The following is a 16370-nucleotide window of genomic DNA, read 5'->3' on the forward strand; positions in this document are numbered from 1 at the left end:
TCACCCCTGTGGCCCCAACGGCGCCGCATCCAAATCCAGCTCCACCCGCTGCCTCACCAGCTCGAATCCGCTGGCCAGCTCCCGCACGTCGTAGAGCTTGCCGCGCGCGTTCTTGAATGGGCGGTGCACCACGAGCATCCAGCGTTCGTCCAGCGTGCGGAACAGCATGCCGTGGCCGCTGCCCTTGGCCAGCCACACGGGGCCGTGTTCCCAGGGGCCGAACAGCTCGCCCGAGGGGGAGCGCGACACGGTCTGGAAGTAGCCGTCGTCGCCCCAGCTGGACCACAGCATGTGCAGGCTGCCGTCGGTCGTGCGGTAGAGCTGCGGGCCGTCGGTGACGATGATGCCCTGGCCCTGCTGCGGCTTGGCGGCGGGCGAGGCGTTGCCCCGGAACAGCTCGCGGGGCGGGCCCACGGCGCGCAATTCGTCGTCCAGCGGCACGGCGGCGAAGGCGCCCACGCGCAGCTGCAGCCATTCGTGGGCGTAGACCATCCAGGGCTTGCCGGCACGGTCCAGGTGGAGCGTGCCGTCCAGCGTCATCAGCGACTTGTCCACCACGGGCTCGCCGCCACGCACCAGCGTGAAGGGGCCGCCCAGCGTGTCGGCCACGGCCAGCACGGTGCTGCGGCGGTAGGTCTTCTGGCCCGGCACCGGGCTGGGGTCGGCCAGCGGCAGGCGCTCGTTGTGCACGGTGACGAACAAGTACCACTTGTTGCGCCAGCGGTGCACCTCTGGCGCCCAGCAGCCCTCAACGGCCCAGGTGTCGGCGGGCAGCTGGAACACCAGCTCGGGCTTGCTCCAGTGCTTGAGGTCGCGGCTGCGGTAAGCCATCACACCGATGGCCTGTCGGCCGGTGAAGTCGCCGTGGTTCTTCGTGAACAGCCAGTAGGTCTGGCTGGCGGTGTCGGTGACGATGAAGGGGTCGTGCAGGTCCATGCCGGGCAGCGTCAGCGTGCCGGCGGGTTGGGCCCAGGCGGGCACGGTGCCGGCCAGGGCGGCGGTGGCGGTCAGCAGGTGGCGGCGTTTCATCGCGGGGTGTCCTTGTTCAGCAGGCCGCGCTGGCGCAGCCAGTCTTCGGCGCGGCGGGGCCAGGCGGAGGCATTGCCCAGGCCGTCGCGCATGCCGATGCCGTGGCCGCCCTGCTCGAAGACGTAGAGCTCGGCTGGCACGCCAGCGCGCGTGAGGGCCTGGTAGTGCAGCAGGCTGTTGTCCACCGGCACGGTCTTGTCGAACTGGGTGTGCAGCAGCAGCGTGGGCGGCGTGGCGGGCGTGACCTGCTGGTCCACGGACAGCAGCGTCAGCAGCGCCGACTCGGGCTGCTCGCCCAGCAGCGCCTTGCGCGAGCCGGGGTGGGCGGCGGGCGGCATCAGCGTGATGACGGGGTAGACGAGCACGGCGAAGTCGGGCCGCGCGCTGACGGCATCGAGCGCGGCGCCGGTGCGGCCGTCGGCGTGCTCGAACAGCGTGCTGGCGGTGGCCGCGAGGTGGCCGCCGGCCGAGCTGCCCATGACGCCGATGCGGTCGGGCCGCACGCCGAACTCGGCCGCGCGCGAGCGCACCAGGCGCAGCGCGCGCAGCACGTCCTGCAGCGGCGCGGGGTGGCCCCAGTCCTGCAGCCGGCTCTTGAGGATGAAGGTGGTGATGCCCAGCGTGCTGAGCCAGGCGGCGTACTGCAGGCCCTCGCGCTGGAAGGACAGCACGCTGTAGCCGCCGCCCGGGCACAGGATGACGGCCGTGCCGTTGGGTCGGTCCACCGCAGGCGGCACGACGGTCAGCGTGGGCAGCGAGACATGGGCGATGCGGCCCTGCTCGTCGGTGCGCTCAGGGGCTACCTCGCCGCGTGCGGCCGGCGCGTCGGCGCGGCGGGCGGGCGGCACGCCCTCTGGCCACAGGGGCAGCACGGTGGGCACCGGGGGAGCAGCGAGGGTCAGCATGGGCAGCAGGGCGGTCGACAGCAGCAGGCGGCGCTTCATGCCGGCGCAGTGTGCCAGCGGGCTGTCGGGCAGGGCCCGCGCCACCAGCAACGCTCAGCGGGATGACGAATGCGCGGCCGGCGGTGTGGGCGGCAGCCAGCTGCCCAAGTGCTGCATGGCGGCCGGCGTGCGCGCCAAGCTTCGGTGGTTGGTGCCAGCGAGCTGGTGCACGGTGACGGCCGAGCCTGCGCGGCGCAGCGCGTCGACGAGGTGGTGCGAATGCGCGTGCGGCACTTGGCGGTCGGTCTCGGCCAGCAGCACGAGCACCTCGCAGCGCAGCGCCCGTGCGGCGGCCAGGCTGTCCAGCGGCGAGCGGAGCCAGGGCGTCAGCGGGGCGGTCAGCGGGTTTCGGCGCAGCACGGCGCGTAGGCTCTTCAGCGGTGTGATGAGGGCGATGCTGGCCACCGGCGTGCCGGCGGCGGCCCGTCGCGCTGCGAGCTGCATGGCCACGCCGGTGCCCAGGCTGCGGCCAGCAAGGTGCAGCGCGCCGGGCGGCAGCGCGAGCCGCGCCAGGCCCCAGTCTGCAGCGGCATGCGCGTCGGCCACGCAGGCGGTCTCGCCCGGCCAGCCGTTGCTGGCGCCGAGGCCGCGGTAGTTGAAGGCGAGCAGCGCGCAGTCGTCGGGCAGCCAGCCGGCGAGGTCGGGCGTCCAGGCCACATGCTCGTTGCGCCCGCCAAACCACAGCAGCAGGCGGCGCGGTGGGGCTTCGGCCGGCACGGTCAGCCAGCCCTGCAGCTGAATGCCGCCGGGCCGCGCCAGCCACACGGCCTCGCTGCGACGCCGCGCGGCGGCAGGGCCGGGGGCGGCGCGGCGGATGTGCCAGGTGCGGCCGAACAGCAGCCGCCCTTGCAGTGCGACGACGGCGGCCGCCAGCGCGGGCACGCCGATCAGGGGCCAGGCCCAGGGGGATAGGTGCAGGAGCGACAGCATGGCGGAGTGCGAGCCCGGCCAGCGTAGGCGGCCTGCATGACAGGCCGATGGGGCTGCGGCCCGGCCGCCCGCCTTACAGCTGCCGCTCGAAGAAGCGCACGACGCGGGCGCGAGACTGGTAGGCCTGCTCGGCATCAGGGGTGAACTTCACCGCCGGCGGCACGCCGGTGCTGAAGAAGCTGCCCTGGTTGGCGAACGGGTCGTTGACGGTCATGGGCACCATCAGGCGGTCCCAGCCATGCGTGGCGTCGGGATAGGCCACCACGCGCACGAGGCTGTTGCTGCCATTGCTGGCGTTGGCTGCGGCGGCGAGGTCCTGGCAGGGCTTGGCGCTGTTGTCGTAGTCGTCCTTGGTGCCGACCTGGATCAGCACCGGCGCGCCGGTCAGGGCCAACCACTGCACGCCGTACTGCGCCGGCGTGCTGCGCACGGCGGCCAGCAGCGGCGCGTTGTTCCAGGCGTAGCACACCGGGTAGTGCGCCACATGGGCCTTGAAGGTCCGGCCGCCGCCGAACTGGCCGGCATACAGCCGCTCGGCCGTGCCCATGCTGACCAGCCCGCCCCAGGAGAAGCCCAGCACGCCAACGCGCGCGCCGTCGATGCCAGGCTGCTGGGCCAGGAACTGCAGCGCTGAGAAGGCGTCGGGGTAGGTCAGGATGGGCGCGGCGGGCCGCTGGCCGGGCGCGGTGTAGCCGCGCGCCTGCCACATGTCGATCTGCAGTGTGGCGATGCCGGCATCGTTCAGCGCGGCCTCGTAGAAGTCGCCACGCGCGTCGATGCCGGCCGAGCCGTGCACGATGACAACGGCCGGCAGCTTGCGGTGGCCGTGCCAGCCGCGCTGGCGCGGCACGCTGAGCTTGCCCTGCACCGTCAGCGGCGTGCCGGGCGCCGTGAGGTTGGGCGACGAGAACTGCACGAACGACACCGCCGGCCCGGCCGCGGCGCCATGCTCATGCTCGCCGTGGGCCCGGGCAGGCCCTGCCGTCCAGGTCGCGAGTGCCGCCAGCGCGGTCAGCGCCGTGCCCTTCCATCCTTGCCATGCCATGGTGTTCTCCGTTCAAGACCAAGTGGGGCGCGCAACCTAACAGCGCCCTCGGCACGGGGTGCTCGGGACTTGCCTGTCGCGGTTTCAGGGGAGGGTGTGCCGTGCGGGTGTCATTCGGCGCGGGCATGAAAAAGCCCGGCACGGTGGCCGGGCTTCGAGGCAGGGCGGCAGGGGCGGTTGCCCCGGCGCTCAGCGGTTGCGGTTGCGCAGCCGCATCACGACGAACAGCAGGCCGGCGGCGAACAGCGCGTAGGTCTCGGGCTCCGGCACGGGGGCCAGCACTTCGGCGCCGACCAGCGTCTCGGTGGTGGTGGTGGTGACGCTGCGCACTTGATCGAACGGGTTGTAGTAGCCCTGACCCATCGACACGCTGAGCGCATCGAGGGCAATGCCGTTGCCGGCGACGGCAGCAAACTGGATGTGGGTCGTTGAGCCGTCCAGGACTTTCAGCCCAAAGCTGGCTTCGGTGCCGAACGTGCTGGACTCGGCGGAGGTCGAGCCATAGGCGCTGAGCAGTGTCCAGGAGGATTCACCTGCCATGCGGAAGTAGAACGACGGCAGCGCCGGCACGCTGGCGCCGAAGGGGCTGGACGCGGGCGTGTAGCTCCCCGTGGTGTAGACGTTCAGCCAGACGGACGTCATGGCGCTGGACTCGATCGTGGCGCTGAAGGTCACGTACTTCGTGCCAGACACATCGGGGGTGTTCAGCTGCTGGCCCCAGCTGTAGTGGTCGTACGAGGCCATGTGGTCGGTGACCGTCGTCGTCGTCTCGGCGACGTCGTACAGATAGGCCAGGCCCGCCGTGGTTTCGGTGGGCGCTTCCCAAACTCGCCTGATGGTGCTGTTTGTCGTCACCGAGCTGGTGCTGTAGTCCGTCGCGACCGTGTAGGTGGTGGACGGACTGATGAAGGCCGGTGTGTCCGACGTCAGGCCGTTGTACTCAACGGCTGTCATCTCCACGTTGACTTGCGGGGTTGCAGGCGCAGCAACAACGGCAGCCGCCGGCGACGCGCTCAGCCACGCAGCCGTGGCCAGCAGAGCCGAGATGACAGGCTTGAAGCTCATGGAAACCCCCTGGAAATTGGTTTGAATTTATGGGCAATGAGAATAAAGCGGGATGCGTGCCAACTCTGTCACGCCTCCCCCTGCGGACAGGGGGTAACCCGGGGGCTTCTGAGGGGAAGACTTGGTGAAGCCCGTCTTCGCCGCTGTGCGACCCGGGGTGTGAGCCGGTGCCGGCTTGGTGCGACAGGCACCGCCCCGGTCTTGGCCAGCCCCGACGCAGTGCAGGCGAAAAAAAGCCCGTGGCATGTGCCACGGGCCGGGTCTTGTGCGGGCAGGTGCCGTTCAGAAAGGGATGTCGTCGTCCATGTCGTCGAAGCCGGTCGACGCCTTGGGCGCCGGGGCCGGGGCGCGCTGCGGCGCGGGGCGCGGGGCCGGGCGGGCGGCCGGGCGGCCACCGCCGCCGAAGTCGTCGCCACCGGCATCGCCGCCGCGGCTGTAGCCGCCACCACCGCCGGCGCCACGGCTGTAGCCGCCGCCACCTTCGTCGCCACCACCGCCGCCTTCACGACCGCCCAGCAGCTGCATCTCGCTGGCAATGATCTCGGTGGTGTAGGTGTCGCGGCCTTCCTTGTCTTGCCACTTGCGGGTCTTCAGGCGGCCCTCGACGTACAGCGGGCGGCCCTTCTTGACGTACTCGCCGACGATCTCGGCCAGGCGGTCGTTGAAGACGACGCGGTGCCATTCGGTCTCTTCCTGGCGCTCGCCGGTCTCGCGGTTCTTCCAGTTGCGCGTGGTGGCCAGGCTCAGCGTGACCCAGGCGCCGCCGCTGGGGTTGTAGCGGACCTCGGGGTCCTTGCCGACGTTGCCGATGAGGATGACTTTGTTGACGCTGGCCATGACGCTCGCCTGAATTTCGATGGGGAAGGGGGCGAATTATGCCGGGCGGGGGGCCGTGCACCGTCAGCAACACCCCGCAGACCGCATCCCGCACCCGGCGGCCCGCACTTCGTCTCCGCAGCCGCCGGCCGCGTGCCGGGGCTCCCTAAGATGAATGCATGGACACCCTCGGACTCCGCCCTGCCCCGCCCCGCCCCAACCGGCGGATGTGGCTGGCCTATGCCGGCTGCTGCGCGCTGGCCTGGTGTCTGTTCGTGCTGGCCGGCAGCGAGTTCGACCGCGGGCTGGATCCGTTCTGGCTGGCCGTCTACCAGGCCACCACCATGCTGTGGGCGCCCATGCTGCTGGGCGTGGCCGTGTGGCCGGTGGCGCGCCGGCTGCATGCCAGCGATGCCCAGCCCGGCGCGACGGCCATGGCGCATGGGCTGGCGGCCGTGGCGTTCGCGGCGCTGTGGCAGGCCGGCGAGTTCGCGGTCAATGCGCTGCTGTTCGGCGGCGACCATGCCGGCGCCGTGCTGATGGCCGGGCTGCTGTGGCGCTCGGTGTGGGGGCTGGTGGTGTATGCGGCCATCGTCACCGCGTTCACGGCGGTGCTGCAGGCGCGGGCGGTGCGGGCGGCGGCGGTGGCGGCGGCGCAGGCCGAGAGTGCGCTGGCCAAGGCCGAGCTGTCGGCCATCAGCGGCAAGCTGAACCCGCATTTCCTGTTCAACACGCTGAACACGCTGATCGCGCTGACGCGCAAGGACGCCGCGCAGGCCGAGGCGGCGCTGCTGCAGTTCGCGTCCATGCTGCGCTACGTGCTGGACACCAAGCGGGGCACGGAGGACCGCGTCATGCTGACCGACGAGGTGGATTTCCTGCGCGACTACCTGGCGCTGGAGGCGCTGCGCCTGGGCCAGCGCCTGCGCGTGGACTGGCAGCTGGAGGAGCGCGTGATGGCCGACGAGCTGCCGCCGCTGACGCTGCAGCCGCTGGTGGAGAACGCCATCCTGCATGCCGTGGCACCGCGCCGCGCGGGCGGCACCGTCACCATCACCGCGCGCCGCAACGCGCTCAACCAGGGCCTGGAGCTCGCCGTGGCCGATGACGGCCCCGGCTGCGCGCCCGAGGCCCTGGCTCCCAAGCCCGGCCAGCGCCGTGGCGTCGGGCTGGCGGCGCTGCAGAAGCGCTTCTCGCTGGACTACGGCGGCCAGGCCCGGCTGCGCATCCACACGGCCCCTGGCGCGGGCTTTCGCGTCGATCTTTTCATCCCACAGGCATGAGGCCACCCCCTACGCGCTTCGCGCGCCCCCTCAAGGGGGCACTGCCAGTGGCCCGGCAAAGCCGGTTCCACGGCAGTCGCTGGGCAACTTCGACCGGTGGCTTTGCGTCCATCACCAAGAAATCCCGGAGTGCCTTCGCATGAGTACGACCACCGTCCTGATCGCCGAAGACGAACCGCTGGCCGCCGAGGCGCTGGCAGACTGGGTGCGTGCCACGCCGGGCCTGCAGCTGGTGGCCGTCTGCGAGGATGGCGAGGAGGCGCTGGAGAAGATCCGCGCGCTGCGGCCCGCGCTGGTGCTGACCGACATCCAGATGCCCGGCCTGAACGGGCTGCAGGTGGTGCAGGCGTTGCAGGGCGACGCCAGCCAGCCGCGCATCATCTTCACCACCGCCTATGACCAGCATGCGCTGACCGCCTTCGAGCTGCACGCGGTGGACTACCTGCTCAAGCCCTTCTCGCGCGAGCGCTTCGACGAGGCCGTGGCCCATGCGCTGCGCGATGCGGCACCGTTGACGCCCGAGGTGGCGCAGGCGCTGACGGCCCCGCCGGACGCGCCGCTGACCCGCCTGCTGGTGCGCGACCAGGGCAAGATCTTCCCGCTGCAGGTGGCCGACATCGAGTGCCTGCGCTCCGACAACAAGTACACCGCCATCACCAGCCGCGGCCGCAGCTTCCTCGTGCGCCTGCCGATTGCGGACTTCGAGACCCGGCTGGACCCGACTCGCTTCCTGCGCGTGCAGCGCGGCTGCATCGTCAACCTGGACTTCGTCGACAGCCTGACGCCGGACGAGAACTCGCAGCTCGTCGTGCAGCTGCGCGACGGTACGCGCATCACGGCCAACCGCGAGGTCTCCAAGATGCTGCGGGAGCAGTCGCTGTGAAGGCGCTGCTGCGCGCCCTGCTGCTGGCGGCCGGTGCCGCCCAGGCGCAGCCCCCGGCGGCGGCGCCCGCCCTGCCCGCGCCGGCCGCCCCGGCGGCGCTGCCCGCGACCCCGGCGCCACCGTTGCCGCCGGGGCCCGGCCGCGTCTACACGCCGGGCGAGTTCGACCGGCTGGACCTGGGCGGCGCGGCGCGTGTGGTGCTGGTGCTGGGCGAGCGGGACCAGGTCTTCGTGGCCGGCGATGACGAGGTGCAGAAGGGCGTGGATCTGCGCCTGCGCGGCCGGCGGCTGGAAATCCAGCCGGCCGGGGGCTGGAAGTTCTGGCATGCGGACAAGCCCTTCGTGCAGGTGGAGATGCGCCAGCTCAGCCAGCTGTCGGTCTCGGGCGCCAGCGACCTGCACGCGCCCGGGCTGCTGAAGCTTGACCAGCTCAAGCTCAGCATCAGCGGCGCCGGCAGCGTGCGGCTGGACCAACTGCAGGTGCGCCAGCTGAGTTTCGGCATCAGCGGTGCCGGTGACGGTCAGCTGGGCGGCCGAGCGGACGAGCTGTCGCTGCAGATTTCTGGCAAGGGCAAGGTGGTGGCAGACCGGCTGCAGGCACACAAGGCGCGGGTCAGCGTCAGCGGCATCGGCAACGTGGTGCTGTGGGTCACGGACGAGCTGTCCGCCCACATCTCCGGTGTGGGCTCGGTGGACTATTTCGGCAGCCCCGCTGTGCAGCGCTCGGTGTCCGGCATGGGCAGCATTTCGAGCAAGGGCGACAAGCGCTGAGCCTGCGGGGTCGCCCGTCGCTGGCTTATGGGACAGGAAGTCTCCTGGGCACAAGCTGGCATGGCTGATCAGAATCCCTCCCGTTTGGCCAAGTAGTTCCCAGACGCTGCGGCCGTGAGGGAGGGCGTGTGGAGCAGGCGAGGGCGCGCCACGGGTGCGCGTGGCGGTTGTGGCGAAGGCGGTTGTGGGGCGCCGGCCTGGCGTTGGCGCTGAGCGCCGGTCACGCTCAGGACCGCCGTGAGCAGCTGGAGGCGCTGGAGCGCGAGCGCACCCAGCAGATCCGCGAGGCGCAATCGCGCCAGGCGCCGCAATGGTCGGGCGCGAGGCAGGCGCCCTGGCTGGAGCCCGTCAGGGCGGAGTCGCCGTGCTTTCCGATCCAGCGCGTGCAGTGGCTGGCGCCGTCGGCGGCACCGGCGGCTCTGGACGTGGTGCTCACCGACCTGGGCGCCTTCACCGATGCCTGCCTGGGCGCCGACAGCATCGACCGGCTGCGCCGCAACCTGGAGGCGCGCCTGGTGGCGCTGGGCTATGTCACCAGCAGCCTCAGCCTGCCGGCGCAGAACCGTCGCAGACGGCACGCTGCGTCTGGCGCTGCACCTGGGGCGCATTGCCCGCATCGAGAGCCGCGGCGCAGCGCAGGCTGCCAGCCGCAATGCACTGGCCGTGCATGCGGGGGAGGTGTTGAACCTGCGTGACATCGAGCAGTCGCTGGAGAACCTGGCCCGGCTGTCCAGCCAGGCGGCCCAGATGCAGATCGAGGCCGCCGAAGCTGCTGACGAGAGCGTGCTGGTGATGGCCGCGCCCGGCGGGCGACGCTGGCGGCTCAGCGTTGGTGCCGACAACGCCGGCACGCGGGAATTCGGCCGCCTGCAGGGCTCCCTCAGCTTCGTGCTGGACGCACCACTGGGCCTGGCTGATCAGCTCACGGCCTACGTGTCCAGCAACCTGCAAGGCGGCGGTGGCCCCATGCAGCGCACCGGCATGCTCGGCTACACCTTGCCCTGGGGATACCACCTGTTCAGCCTCAACGGCACGCGCAGCGAGCATTCACGGCCGATACAGGGGTTGTCCACCACCTTCAGCGAGAACGGCCACGACGCCGGGTGGCAGGCCCGCTGGCAGTGGACGGCGTTTCGCAGCGCGGGCGCGCTGGGCCGTGTGGCTGGGTGTGAGTGACCGCCGCACGCGCAACCACATCGACGACGTGGAGCTGGTGCTGCAGCGGCGCAACCTGCGCTCGCATGACTGGGGTTTCAACGGCTGGTGGCGTCGCGAGAGTGGCGAATTTCAGCTTGATTACGAACAAGGCGTCGGCACCCGCCGGCCGCTCGGCGACGACGTGGCTCTCGAGCCTCCGCCGCTGGCGCGCACGGCGCGCGCGCAGATCGGCTGGCAGCGGGGCTGGGGCAGCTGGCGCCATGAGCTGCGCCTGTCCTGGGCAGGTGTGCGCGACCCCGCCAGCGGTGCCGACTTTCCGGTCATTGGCTCGCGCTGGACGGTGCGTGGCTTTGACGCCCGTGACCTGCTCGCGGCCCGCGAACAGGTCAGCCTCAAGCAGGACTGGTGTGGCCCGGGCATCGAGTGGCGCGCCGGCTGGGCCGTGCAGCCCTATGCGGCGCTGGACATCGGGCGCGTGGCCGGCGGCGCGCCGGGCGGGCGCACTCTCGCCGGTGCAGCCGCCGGGTTGCGTGGCCAGGTGGGTGGCAAGTTGGGGGGGGGCTGGCCGTCGACATTGCCGTGGCCGCGCCGCTGCAGCACCCGCGCGGCTTTCAGGCGTCCTCGGCGGTGCTGTATGCCAGCGTCAATGCAAGTTACTGAATCTCAGGGAGAGACCATGAAGCAGACGAGCACCAAGACCCGCATCGCACAGGCCATCCTGCTGCTGGGTGGCCTTCACGCGCTGGCGCCGGCCGGCCTGCCGCAAGCCTGGGCGCAAGCCACGGCCGAAGCCAACGCGCCCGCTGGCCGCAAGCCCAAAATCGACACGGCAGGCAACGGCACCACCGTCGTGCACATCGCGCCAGCCAACAGCTCCGGCGTGTCGCACAACCTGTTCACGCAGCTCAACGTGAACGCCGCAGGCCTGGTGCTCAACAACTCGACGGCCGCGCCCGGCAGCTTCGCGCCGCCGCCCCCGCCGGCCCCCACCCCCGCGCCGACTCCCACACCCCGGCCCCCTCCCGAGCCACGCCCCTGCGCACGCTGCCAGATCCCGGTTATGGCGCCCAAGCCCGACGCCAAGTTCGCCACTGCCACGACCGCGACCTCGCAACTGGCCGGCGCCATCGGCGGCAATGTGCTGTTTGCCGGCAACCCGGCCGCGCAGGCCCGCCTCATCGTCAACGAAGTCACCAGCACGGCCGCCAGCACCTTGGCCGGTGGCATCGAAGTGTTCGGCATGCCGGCCGACGTCGTCATCGCCAACCCCAATGGCATCACCTGCAATGGTTGCGGCTTCATCAACACCCACCGCGCCAGCCTGGTCAGCGGCCGGCCGCTGGTGGGCTCCACGTTGGACGGCTTCTCGGTCAGCGGCGGCACGGTCGCCATCGGCGCGGGCGGCCTGAACGGCAGCAGCCTCAGCTCGCTGGACCTCATCGGTGGCGCGGTGCAGGTGGACGGTCCGGTCAACCTGCCGGCCGGCAACAGCGCCATCTACGCCGTGGCAGGCCCCAACCAGGTCAGCTACACCACGCTGGCGGCCACGCCGCAAGGCCGCAGCGACGCCCAGCCCGCCGTGTCCATCGACATTGGCGCCGCCGCCGGCATGTTGGCCAACCAGATCTACCTGCTGGCCAACGAGGCCGGCCCGGGCGTCAACATCCGTGGCCGGCTGGAGGCGAGCGCAGGCGGCCTGACGCTGGATGCCGCCGGCAACCTGGGCTTTACCGGCACGCTCAAGACGACGGCCGGCGGTGCCGCTGTGGTGAGCGCCCAGGGCGTGAGCGCGGCGGGCGCCTCCGTCGACAGCACGGGCCTGGCGTTGGTGCAGTCCGCCGCTGCCGTCAACTGGACGGGCGGCACAGTCAATGGCAGCGACGTGATGCTGGCCTCCGCAGGTGCTATGGATACCGATGCCCTGACGCTGCAGGCCACGGGCGACATCCGCCTGAACAGCGGCGGCGAGCTGACCTACAAGGCCGGCAGCCTCAAGGCCGGGGCCTCTGTGGCCATGACAGCGGCGGCTGACCTGACGCTGTCACCCACCTCCAGCAGCAGCCGCGTCTATGAAGGCAACACCACGCGCGACCTCACCCGCTACACCCGCACCACGCTGGACGCGGGCGGTTCGGTGGCCCTGCAGTCCACCGGCGGCATCGTCACGCTGGACGGCACCCAGGTGCAGGCCGGCGGCAGCATTGCCGTGCAGGGCAACGGCGTTGCGCTGCTGGCCCGCAAAGACCTGACCAAGGAGGTCACGGTCAACGGCAACACCACCCTGATGCCCACCACCGAGAACCTGGTGCAGGCCCGCCTGGTGGCCGGCGGCGACGTCGCGCTGCTGGCCAGCGGCACCGGTGCCGAACAGGGCAAGCTCTTCATCACCGGCGCCAAGATCGAGTCCAACAACGGCCACGTCTCGTTGGTGGCCGCGCGGGACCTGGACGTCGCCCACGACATCACCACCGACACCACCTACGAGCGCTTCTACGAGGTCAAGCGCAAGTGGTTCAGCAAGCGCGTCACTGACATCACCAAGACCAGCCTGGAGGAGACCGCCAACCCCAGCGACATCAGCGGCCGCTCGGTCTCCTTGGGTGCCGGCGGCAATCTCAACATCGTCGGCAGCCTCGTCATGGCCGATGGCGCCGTGGGCTTGCACGCTGACCAGGACCTCAACCTGCTCGCCACGCAGGAGGCCAGTTATGCGTACGAGTCGCGCGCGGTCAAAAAGAGCGGCATCTTCGGCAACGGCGGCCTGTCCATCACCATCGGCTCCAAGAGCCGCAGCGACATCACCAGCACCCAGGAAACCCGCCAGGCCAGCACCAGCGTGGGCAGCCTGGCCGGCGATGTGCTGGCCACGGCCGGGGGCAGCTACCTGCAGCTGTCCAGCGACATCACCGCCCCCATCGGCGACATCCACATCGCTGCGCAGAACATCACGCTGCAGAGCAACAACAACACCCGCAGTGTGCTCAACATCGTGCGGGAGCGGCAGAGCGGGTTGACGCTGGCGGCCACCAGCCCGCTGGTCAGCGCGGTGCAGACCGTCGGCGAGATGAACCGTGTCGCCAAGCGCACCGAGAACGGCCGCCACCAAGCCATGGCGCTGCTCACCAGCGGGCTGACCATCTACAACAACTACACGAGTTTCGAGAATCTGCTCAAGGCCGACACGCTGTCGGGCGCGGCAACGGCCGGCGGCTGGAGCTTCAGCGCCAGCATCGGCGCCAGCGCCAGTGACTTCGAAAGCCTCAGCAAGACCAGCACGCCCATCGAGTCCGCCATCAACGCGGGGCGCAACGCCAGCCTCACCGCCACCGGCACCGGCGACAACGGCGACATCAACCTCATCGGCAGCCGCGTGACAGCCAGCCAGAACCTCAGCGTACGCGCAGACCGCGACCTGACATTGACGGCAGCAGTCGGCCGGGACAGCGAGCAGACCAGACGCACGAGCAGCTCGGCATCGGTGGGCATCAGCTTCGGAATTGGGGGGCCGTCACAAGGCTTCAGCGTCAACCTCGCCGCCAGCCGCTCCAACGCCTGGAGCAACGGCTGGGGCACGACGTTCTTCAACAGCGAGCTGACGGCCGGCGGCGAACTGAGCATGTTCAGCGGACGAGACACCAGCCTGAGCGGCGCAAAGGCCACCGGCGAACGAGCACAGGTGTATGTCGGCCACCGTGTTGGGGGCAACCTCAGCCTCGTCAGCCCGCAGGACGAGACCTTCTACCAGGCCAAGGAACAGAGCTGGGGCATCAATGTGAGTATCCCAATCCCCGGCGGGAGCATTGGCGCCCCCAGCCTGGGGCTCAGCGCCAGCCAGCTCAGACTGCTGGCCGAGTACGAATCCATCAAGCAGCAAAGCGCCATCGTGGCGGGCACGCGCGGTTTGGACGTACAGGTGTGGGGACACACCCATCTGAGTGGCGCGGCAGTGGCGAGCAAGGCAGACGCCAGCAAGAACTACTTCGAGACCCAGACGCTGACGCACGAGGACGTGGCCAACCGGGATGTGGTCTCAGGCAAGAGCTGGAGCGTGAGCCTGAGCACCAGCGTCACCCCGGCCGGCGGCGGCACCGCAGGCAGCGCCATGGGCTTTGCGCGGCTGGACACCCAGGAGACCTTCACGACCCGCAGCAGCATTGCCGGCGGCGTGCACCTCACGCGAGCGGACCTGCAGCCGGCGCGGGTAGCGACCATGAAGGCAGCCCAGCGGGAGCCGCTGGCGGCACAGCGCAGCCAAAAGCAAAGCGAACTGGAGCAACTGCTGTGGAGCGAGCCGCCGCCGTGCGACGACTGCTACTACAACGTGCAGGGAGCGCCGTCGCCATCGGTGGACAGCGTGCGGCCGGGCGTGCTGGGTGTGCCGGGGAAAGCCGAGGCGGCCACCACGACGGCGAGCCTGCCGGCGCCAGTGGAAGTGGGCGTTGGGGCGGGCACCGACTACTACGGCAACAACAGCCGATGGCAGGAATGGAACCAGGCCGTGCAAGCCCTGCGTGGCGAGATTGCGGCGCTGGACAGCCGCATCAACGCCGTCGATGCCAGGGTCTACCAGGACCGTACCAGCCTGAGCACCAGCCCGAGCGGCCTGCACCAGCCGTTGCTGCACACGTTTGACAAGACCAAGGCCACGCAGGAGCTGCGCGACGGGGTGGCGGTGACGGCGGCGTTCGGGAAGGCGGCTTACAAGGCGGCGGGGGACTACGCGGGGGCCAAGTACAAAGAAGCGTTTGATGCGTGCCCTGACAAGAAGGATTGCGCTGAAGCGGACAAGTGGAAGGACGGCGGGCTGTACCGCAGCGCACTGCACACGGCCATTGGCGGCATCGCCTTCGGCACGCCGGGGGCGACCGGCAACATCGCCGGCAGCCTGGCGCTGAACGCGATGGATAAGGTCGTCACCAGCCTGGGCATCACCGACCCCACGGCGATCAACACGCTGAAGAACCTGGCGGTGACGGTGGCTGGGGCAGGCGTCGGCGGCACGGCCGGTGCGGCGGCGGCGTTCAATGCAGATGCGAACAATCGGCAGTTGCATCCTGACGAACGCGCGCTAGCTCAAACTTTGGCAGCCCGAAGTGGAGGAAGATTTACTGCTGCTCAGATTGAGGACGCGATGCGCGCGTTGGGAAATCGGGCGCTCGGTGAAGATATTTCAGCAGGAATGCGAGTAAATATACCGAATTGGGAAAAGGAGATCTTTGATCCCAATGCGGCATGGACGGTCGGCGCCGACGGGCAAAAGCTCGTGCAAGTACTAAGGTCCGTATCGCCTGAGGCGACAAAGTTTTTGCAAGAACAGACAGGTGGGTTGAGCTCGGTATACATGCCGCGCATGTTTGCGCTGCCGCCCGAAGCCGCTTCGCCTGGGCAGCCGCGCGACACGAGGACTGGTTTGCCCCTAGATGCCCAAGGGCGGTATACTATTAACTATGTTCTCGATGGAAAGCAATATTCTGCAAAATACTGGCCTTGTGCGACTGCTGACTGTGTTGCCGGTGCGCACAACATCGACAGAAGCGATGCGGCGAGCAAATTGTATTTGGCGGCAGCCGATGCGCAAATATTCAAAGACATGAACAAGGCTGCAAATATAGGAATTTTAGTTTCTCCGACTGGAGTCGTGGGTGGGGTGGCCGCAAGCATCGGCACCGTGGCGAATATTGGCGCCGCCATAACAGATTCAGATCTAAAAACTGAGGTTGCGAAGATGGCGGCTCAGAATGTGAGTGCGAGCGTAATAGTTTCATTGCTGGGGCACTCGGCAGGTAATGCGGCACGCTTTAACGCCTTTGTTGATCTGCAGGGAGGCTGGGACGCCTTCGTTAAGCCGTTGATCAAGGATTTTAGTTCGCCGGCACCTAAATGGCCGGCGCCTTTGCCGTACTCTCCGCCAAAAAATGGTCCACGAGGGCAATAGTTATGCAAAAAGCATCGTTTGAGATGATTGGCTTGATCTGTGCTGTTGTGGGTGCTGTTCTGCTGGCCTTTTTGGTGGCTGCGTTGTTGGTGTGTGAGATTGGAAACCCGATTCTGATAATTGTTTCGAGCTTGCTTGTTGCGCAAAATACGTGGGCGTTTCGGAATGGAAAATCGATGTTCTTTGGAATAGGCGCCTATACGCCAGACGCGGGCGGCATCCCGAGGACCATCAAGCTTGCCGGAATGTGGGTTATGTATATTGGATTCTTGGCTGAGCAGGCTTATTCTTTGATACGGCTTTGTTGCGCAAATCAATAAGCAAACGGCATAATCCCAACGCCAGACGGGGCGGATTTCAAATCCCAACTGCAACACTGGCGTAGGGCTTTGTTGCGCAAATCGCCCCGCCGTCAGCCATAGACTGACGGCGTGACAGAGGCAGAAGCGAAGAACAGGAAGCGGACGAAGTACCGCACGACGAACTGGAAGGCGTACAACGAGGCGCTGAAG

The 16370-nt window shown here is 69.1% G+C and carries 13 protein-coding genes; 7 read left to right on the plus strand and 6 right to left on the minus strand.

Annotation, left to right across the window (positions count from 1 at the left end; genetic code table 11):
- From ACG0Z3_RS05945 to ssb, 6 genes are all read right to left on the minus strand, one after another.
- Entirely contained in the window at window positions 1–1029 is a 1029-nt protein-coding gene (locus tag ACG0Z3_RS05945) for a glycoside hydrolase family 43 protein (RefSeq protein WP_394396221.1), read from the minus strand.
- Window positions 1026–1973 carry an alpha/beta hydrolase gene (locus tag ACG0Z3_RS05950; RefSeq protein ID WP_394396223.1) on the minus strand — a complete coding sequence of 316 codons (948 nt, stop codon included), beginning with the start codon at window positions 1971–1973 and terminating at the stop codon, window positions 1026–1028. Before ACG0Z3_RS05950 ends, ACG0Z3_RS05945 begins: the two co-directional genes overlap by 4 nt.
- 54 nt (window positions 1974–2027) lie before the next feature.
- Window positions 2028–2903, minus strand: coding sequence for an alpha/beta hydrolase family protein (locus tag ACG0Z3_RS05955; RefSeq protein WP_394396225.1), 876 nt, complete (start codon window positions 2901–2903; stop codon window positions 2028–2030).
- Between the two features lie 73 nt (window positions 2904–2976).
- Entirely contained in the window at window positions 2977–3948 is a 972-nt protein-coding gene (locus tag ACG0Z3_RS05960) for a dienelactone hydrolase family protein (protein ID WP_394396226.1), read from the minus strand.
- 189 nt (window positions 3949–4137) lie between these two features.
- Window positions 4138–5013 carry a PEP-CTERM sorting domain-containing protein gene (locus ACG0Z3_RS05965; protein WP_394396228.1) on the minus strand — a complete coding sequence of 292 codons (876 nt, stop codon included), beginning with the start codon at window positions 5011–5013 and terminating at the stop codon, window positions 4138–4140.
- A gap of 282 nt (window positions 5014–5295) precedes the next feature.
- Window positions 5296–5850 (minus strand): single-stranded DNA-binding protein, encoded by a 555-nt coding sequence (gene ssb, locus ACG0Z3_RS05970; protein WP_394396230.1) that lies wholly within the window; start codon window positions 5848–5850, stop codon window positions 5296–5298.
- A 158-nt stretch (window positions 5851–6008) separates the two neighbouring features.
- Here ssb and ACG0Z3_RS05975 point away from each other — a divergent pair, with 158 nt between their 5' ends.
- The 7 genes from ACG0Z3_RS05975 to ACG0Z3_RS06005 all read left to right on the plus strand — a co-directional run bounded on the left by ACG0Z3_RS05975 (window position 6009) and on the right by ACG0Z3_RS06005 (window position 16178).
- Entirely contained in the window at window positions 6009–7112 is a 1104-nt protein-coding gene (locus tag ACG0Z3_RS05975; RefSeq protein ID WP_394396232.1) for a sensor histidine kinase, read from the plus strand.
- A gap of 139 nt (window positions 7113–7251) precedes the next feature.
- Window positions 7252–7995: a LytR/AlgR family response regulator transcription factor gene (locus tag ACG0Z3_RS05980; protein WP_394396234.1), complete on the plus strand. Its 744-nt coding sequence runs from the start codon at window positions 7252–7254 to the stop codon at window positions 7993–7995.
- Complete coding sequence (locus tag ACG0Z3_RS05985) at window positions 7992–8765, plus strand: head GIN domain-containing protein (protein WP_394396236.1); 774 nt, start codon at window positions 7992–7994, stop codon at window positions 8763–8765. Before ACG0Z3_RS05980 ends, ACG0Z3_RS05985 begins: the two co-directional genes overlap by 4 nt.
- Window positions 8766–8947: 182 nt before the next feature.
- Window positions 8948–9460 (plus strand): POTRA domain-containing protein, encoded by a 513-nt coding sequence (locus tag ACG0Z3_RS05990; RefSeq protein WP_394396237.1) that lies wholly within the window; start codon window positions 8948–8950, stop codon window positions 9458–9460.
- Window positions 9429–9941, plus strand: a complete 513-nt coding sequence (locus ACG0Z3_RS05995) for a ShlB/FhaC/HecB family hemolysin secretion/activation protein (RefSeq protein ID WP_394396238.1) — start codon at window positions 9429–9431, stop codon at window positions 9939–9941. Before ACG0Z3_RS05990 ends, ACG0Z3_RS05995 begins: the two co-directional genes overlap by 32 nt.
- Window positions 9934–15858: a two-partner secretion domain-containing protein gene (locus ACG0Z3_RS06000; RefSeq protein WP_394396240.1), complete on the plus strand. Its 5925-nt coding sequence runs from the start codon at window positions 9934–9936 to the stop codon at window positions 15856–15858. The genes ACG0Z3_RS05995 and ACG0Z3_RS06000 overlap by 8 nt, the downstream gene beginning before the upstream one ends.
- 23 nt (window positions 15859–15881) lie before the next feature.
- On the plus strand, window positions 15882–16178 hold the full coding sequence (locus tag ACG0Z3_RS06005) for a hypothetical protein (RefSeq protein ID WP_394396242.1): 297 nt from the start codon (window positions 15882–15884) through the stop codon (window positions 16176–16178).
- Window positions 16179–16370: the final 192 nt, after the last annotated feature.

Source organism: Pelomonas margarita (assembly GCF_043555875.1).
GTDB classification, from domain to species: domain Bacteria; phylum Pseudomonadota; class Gammaproteobacteria; order Burkholderiales; family Burkholderiaceae_C; genus Pelomonas; species Pelomonas margarita.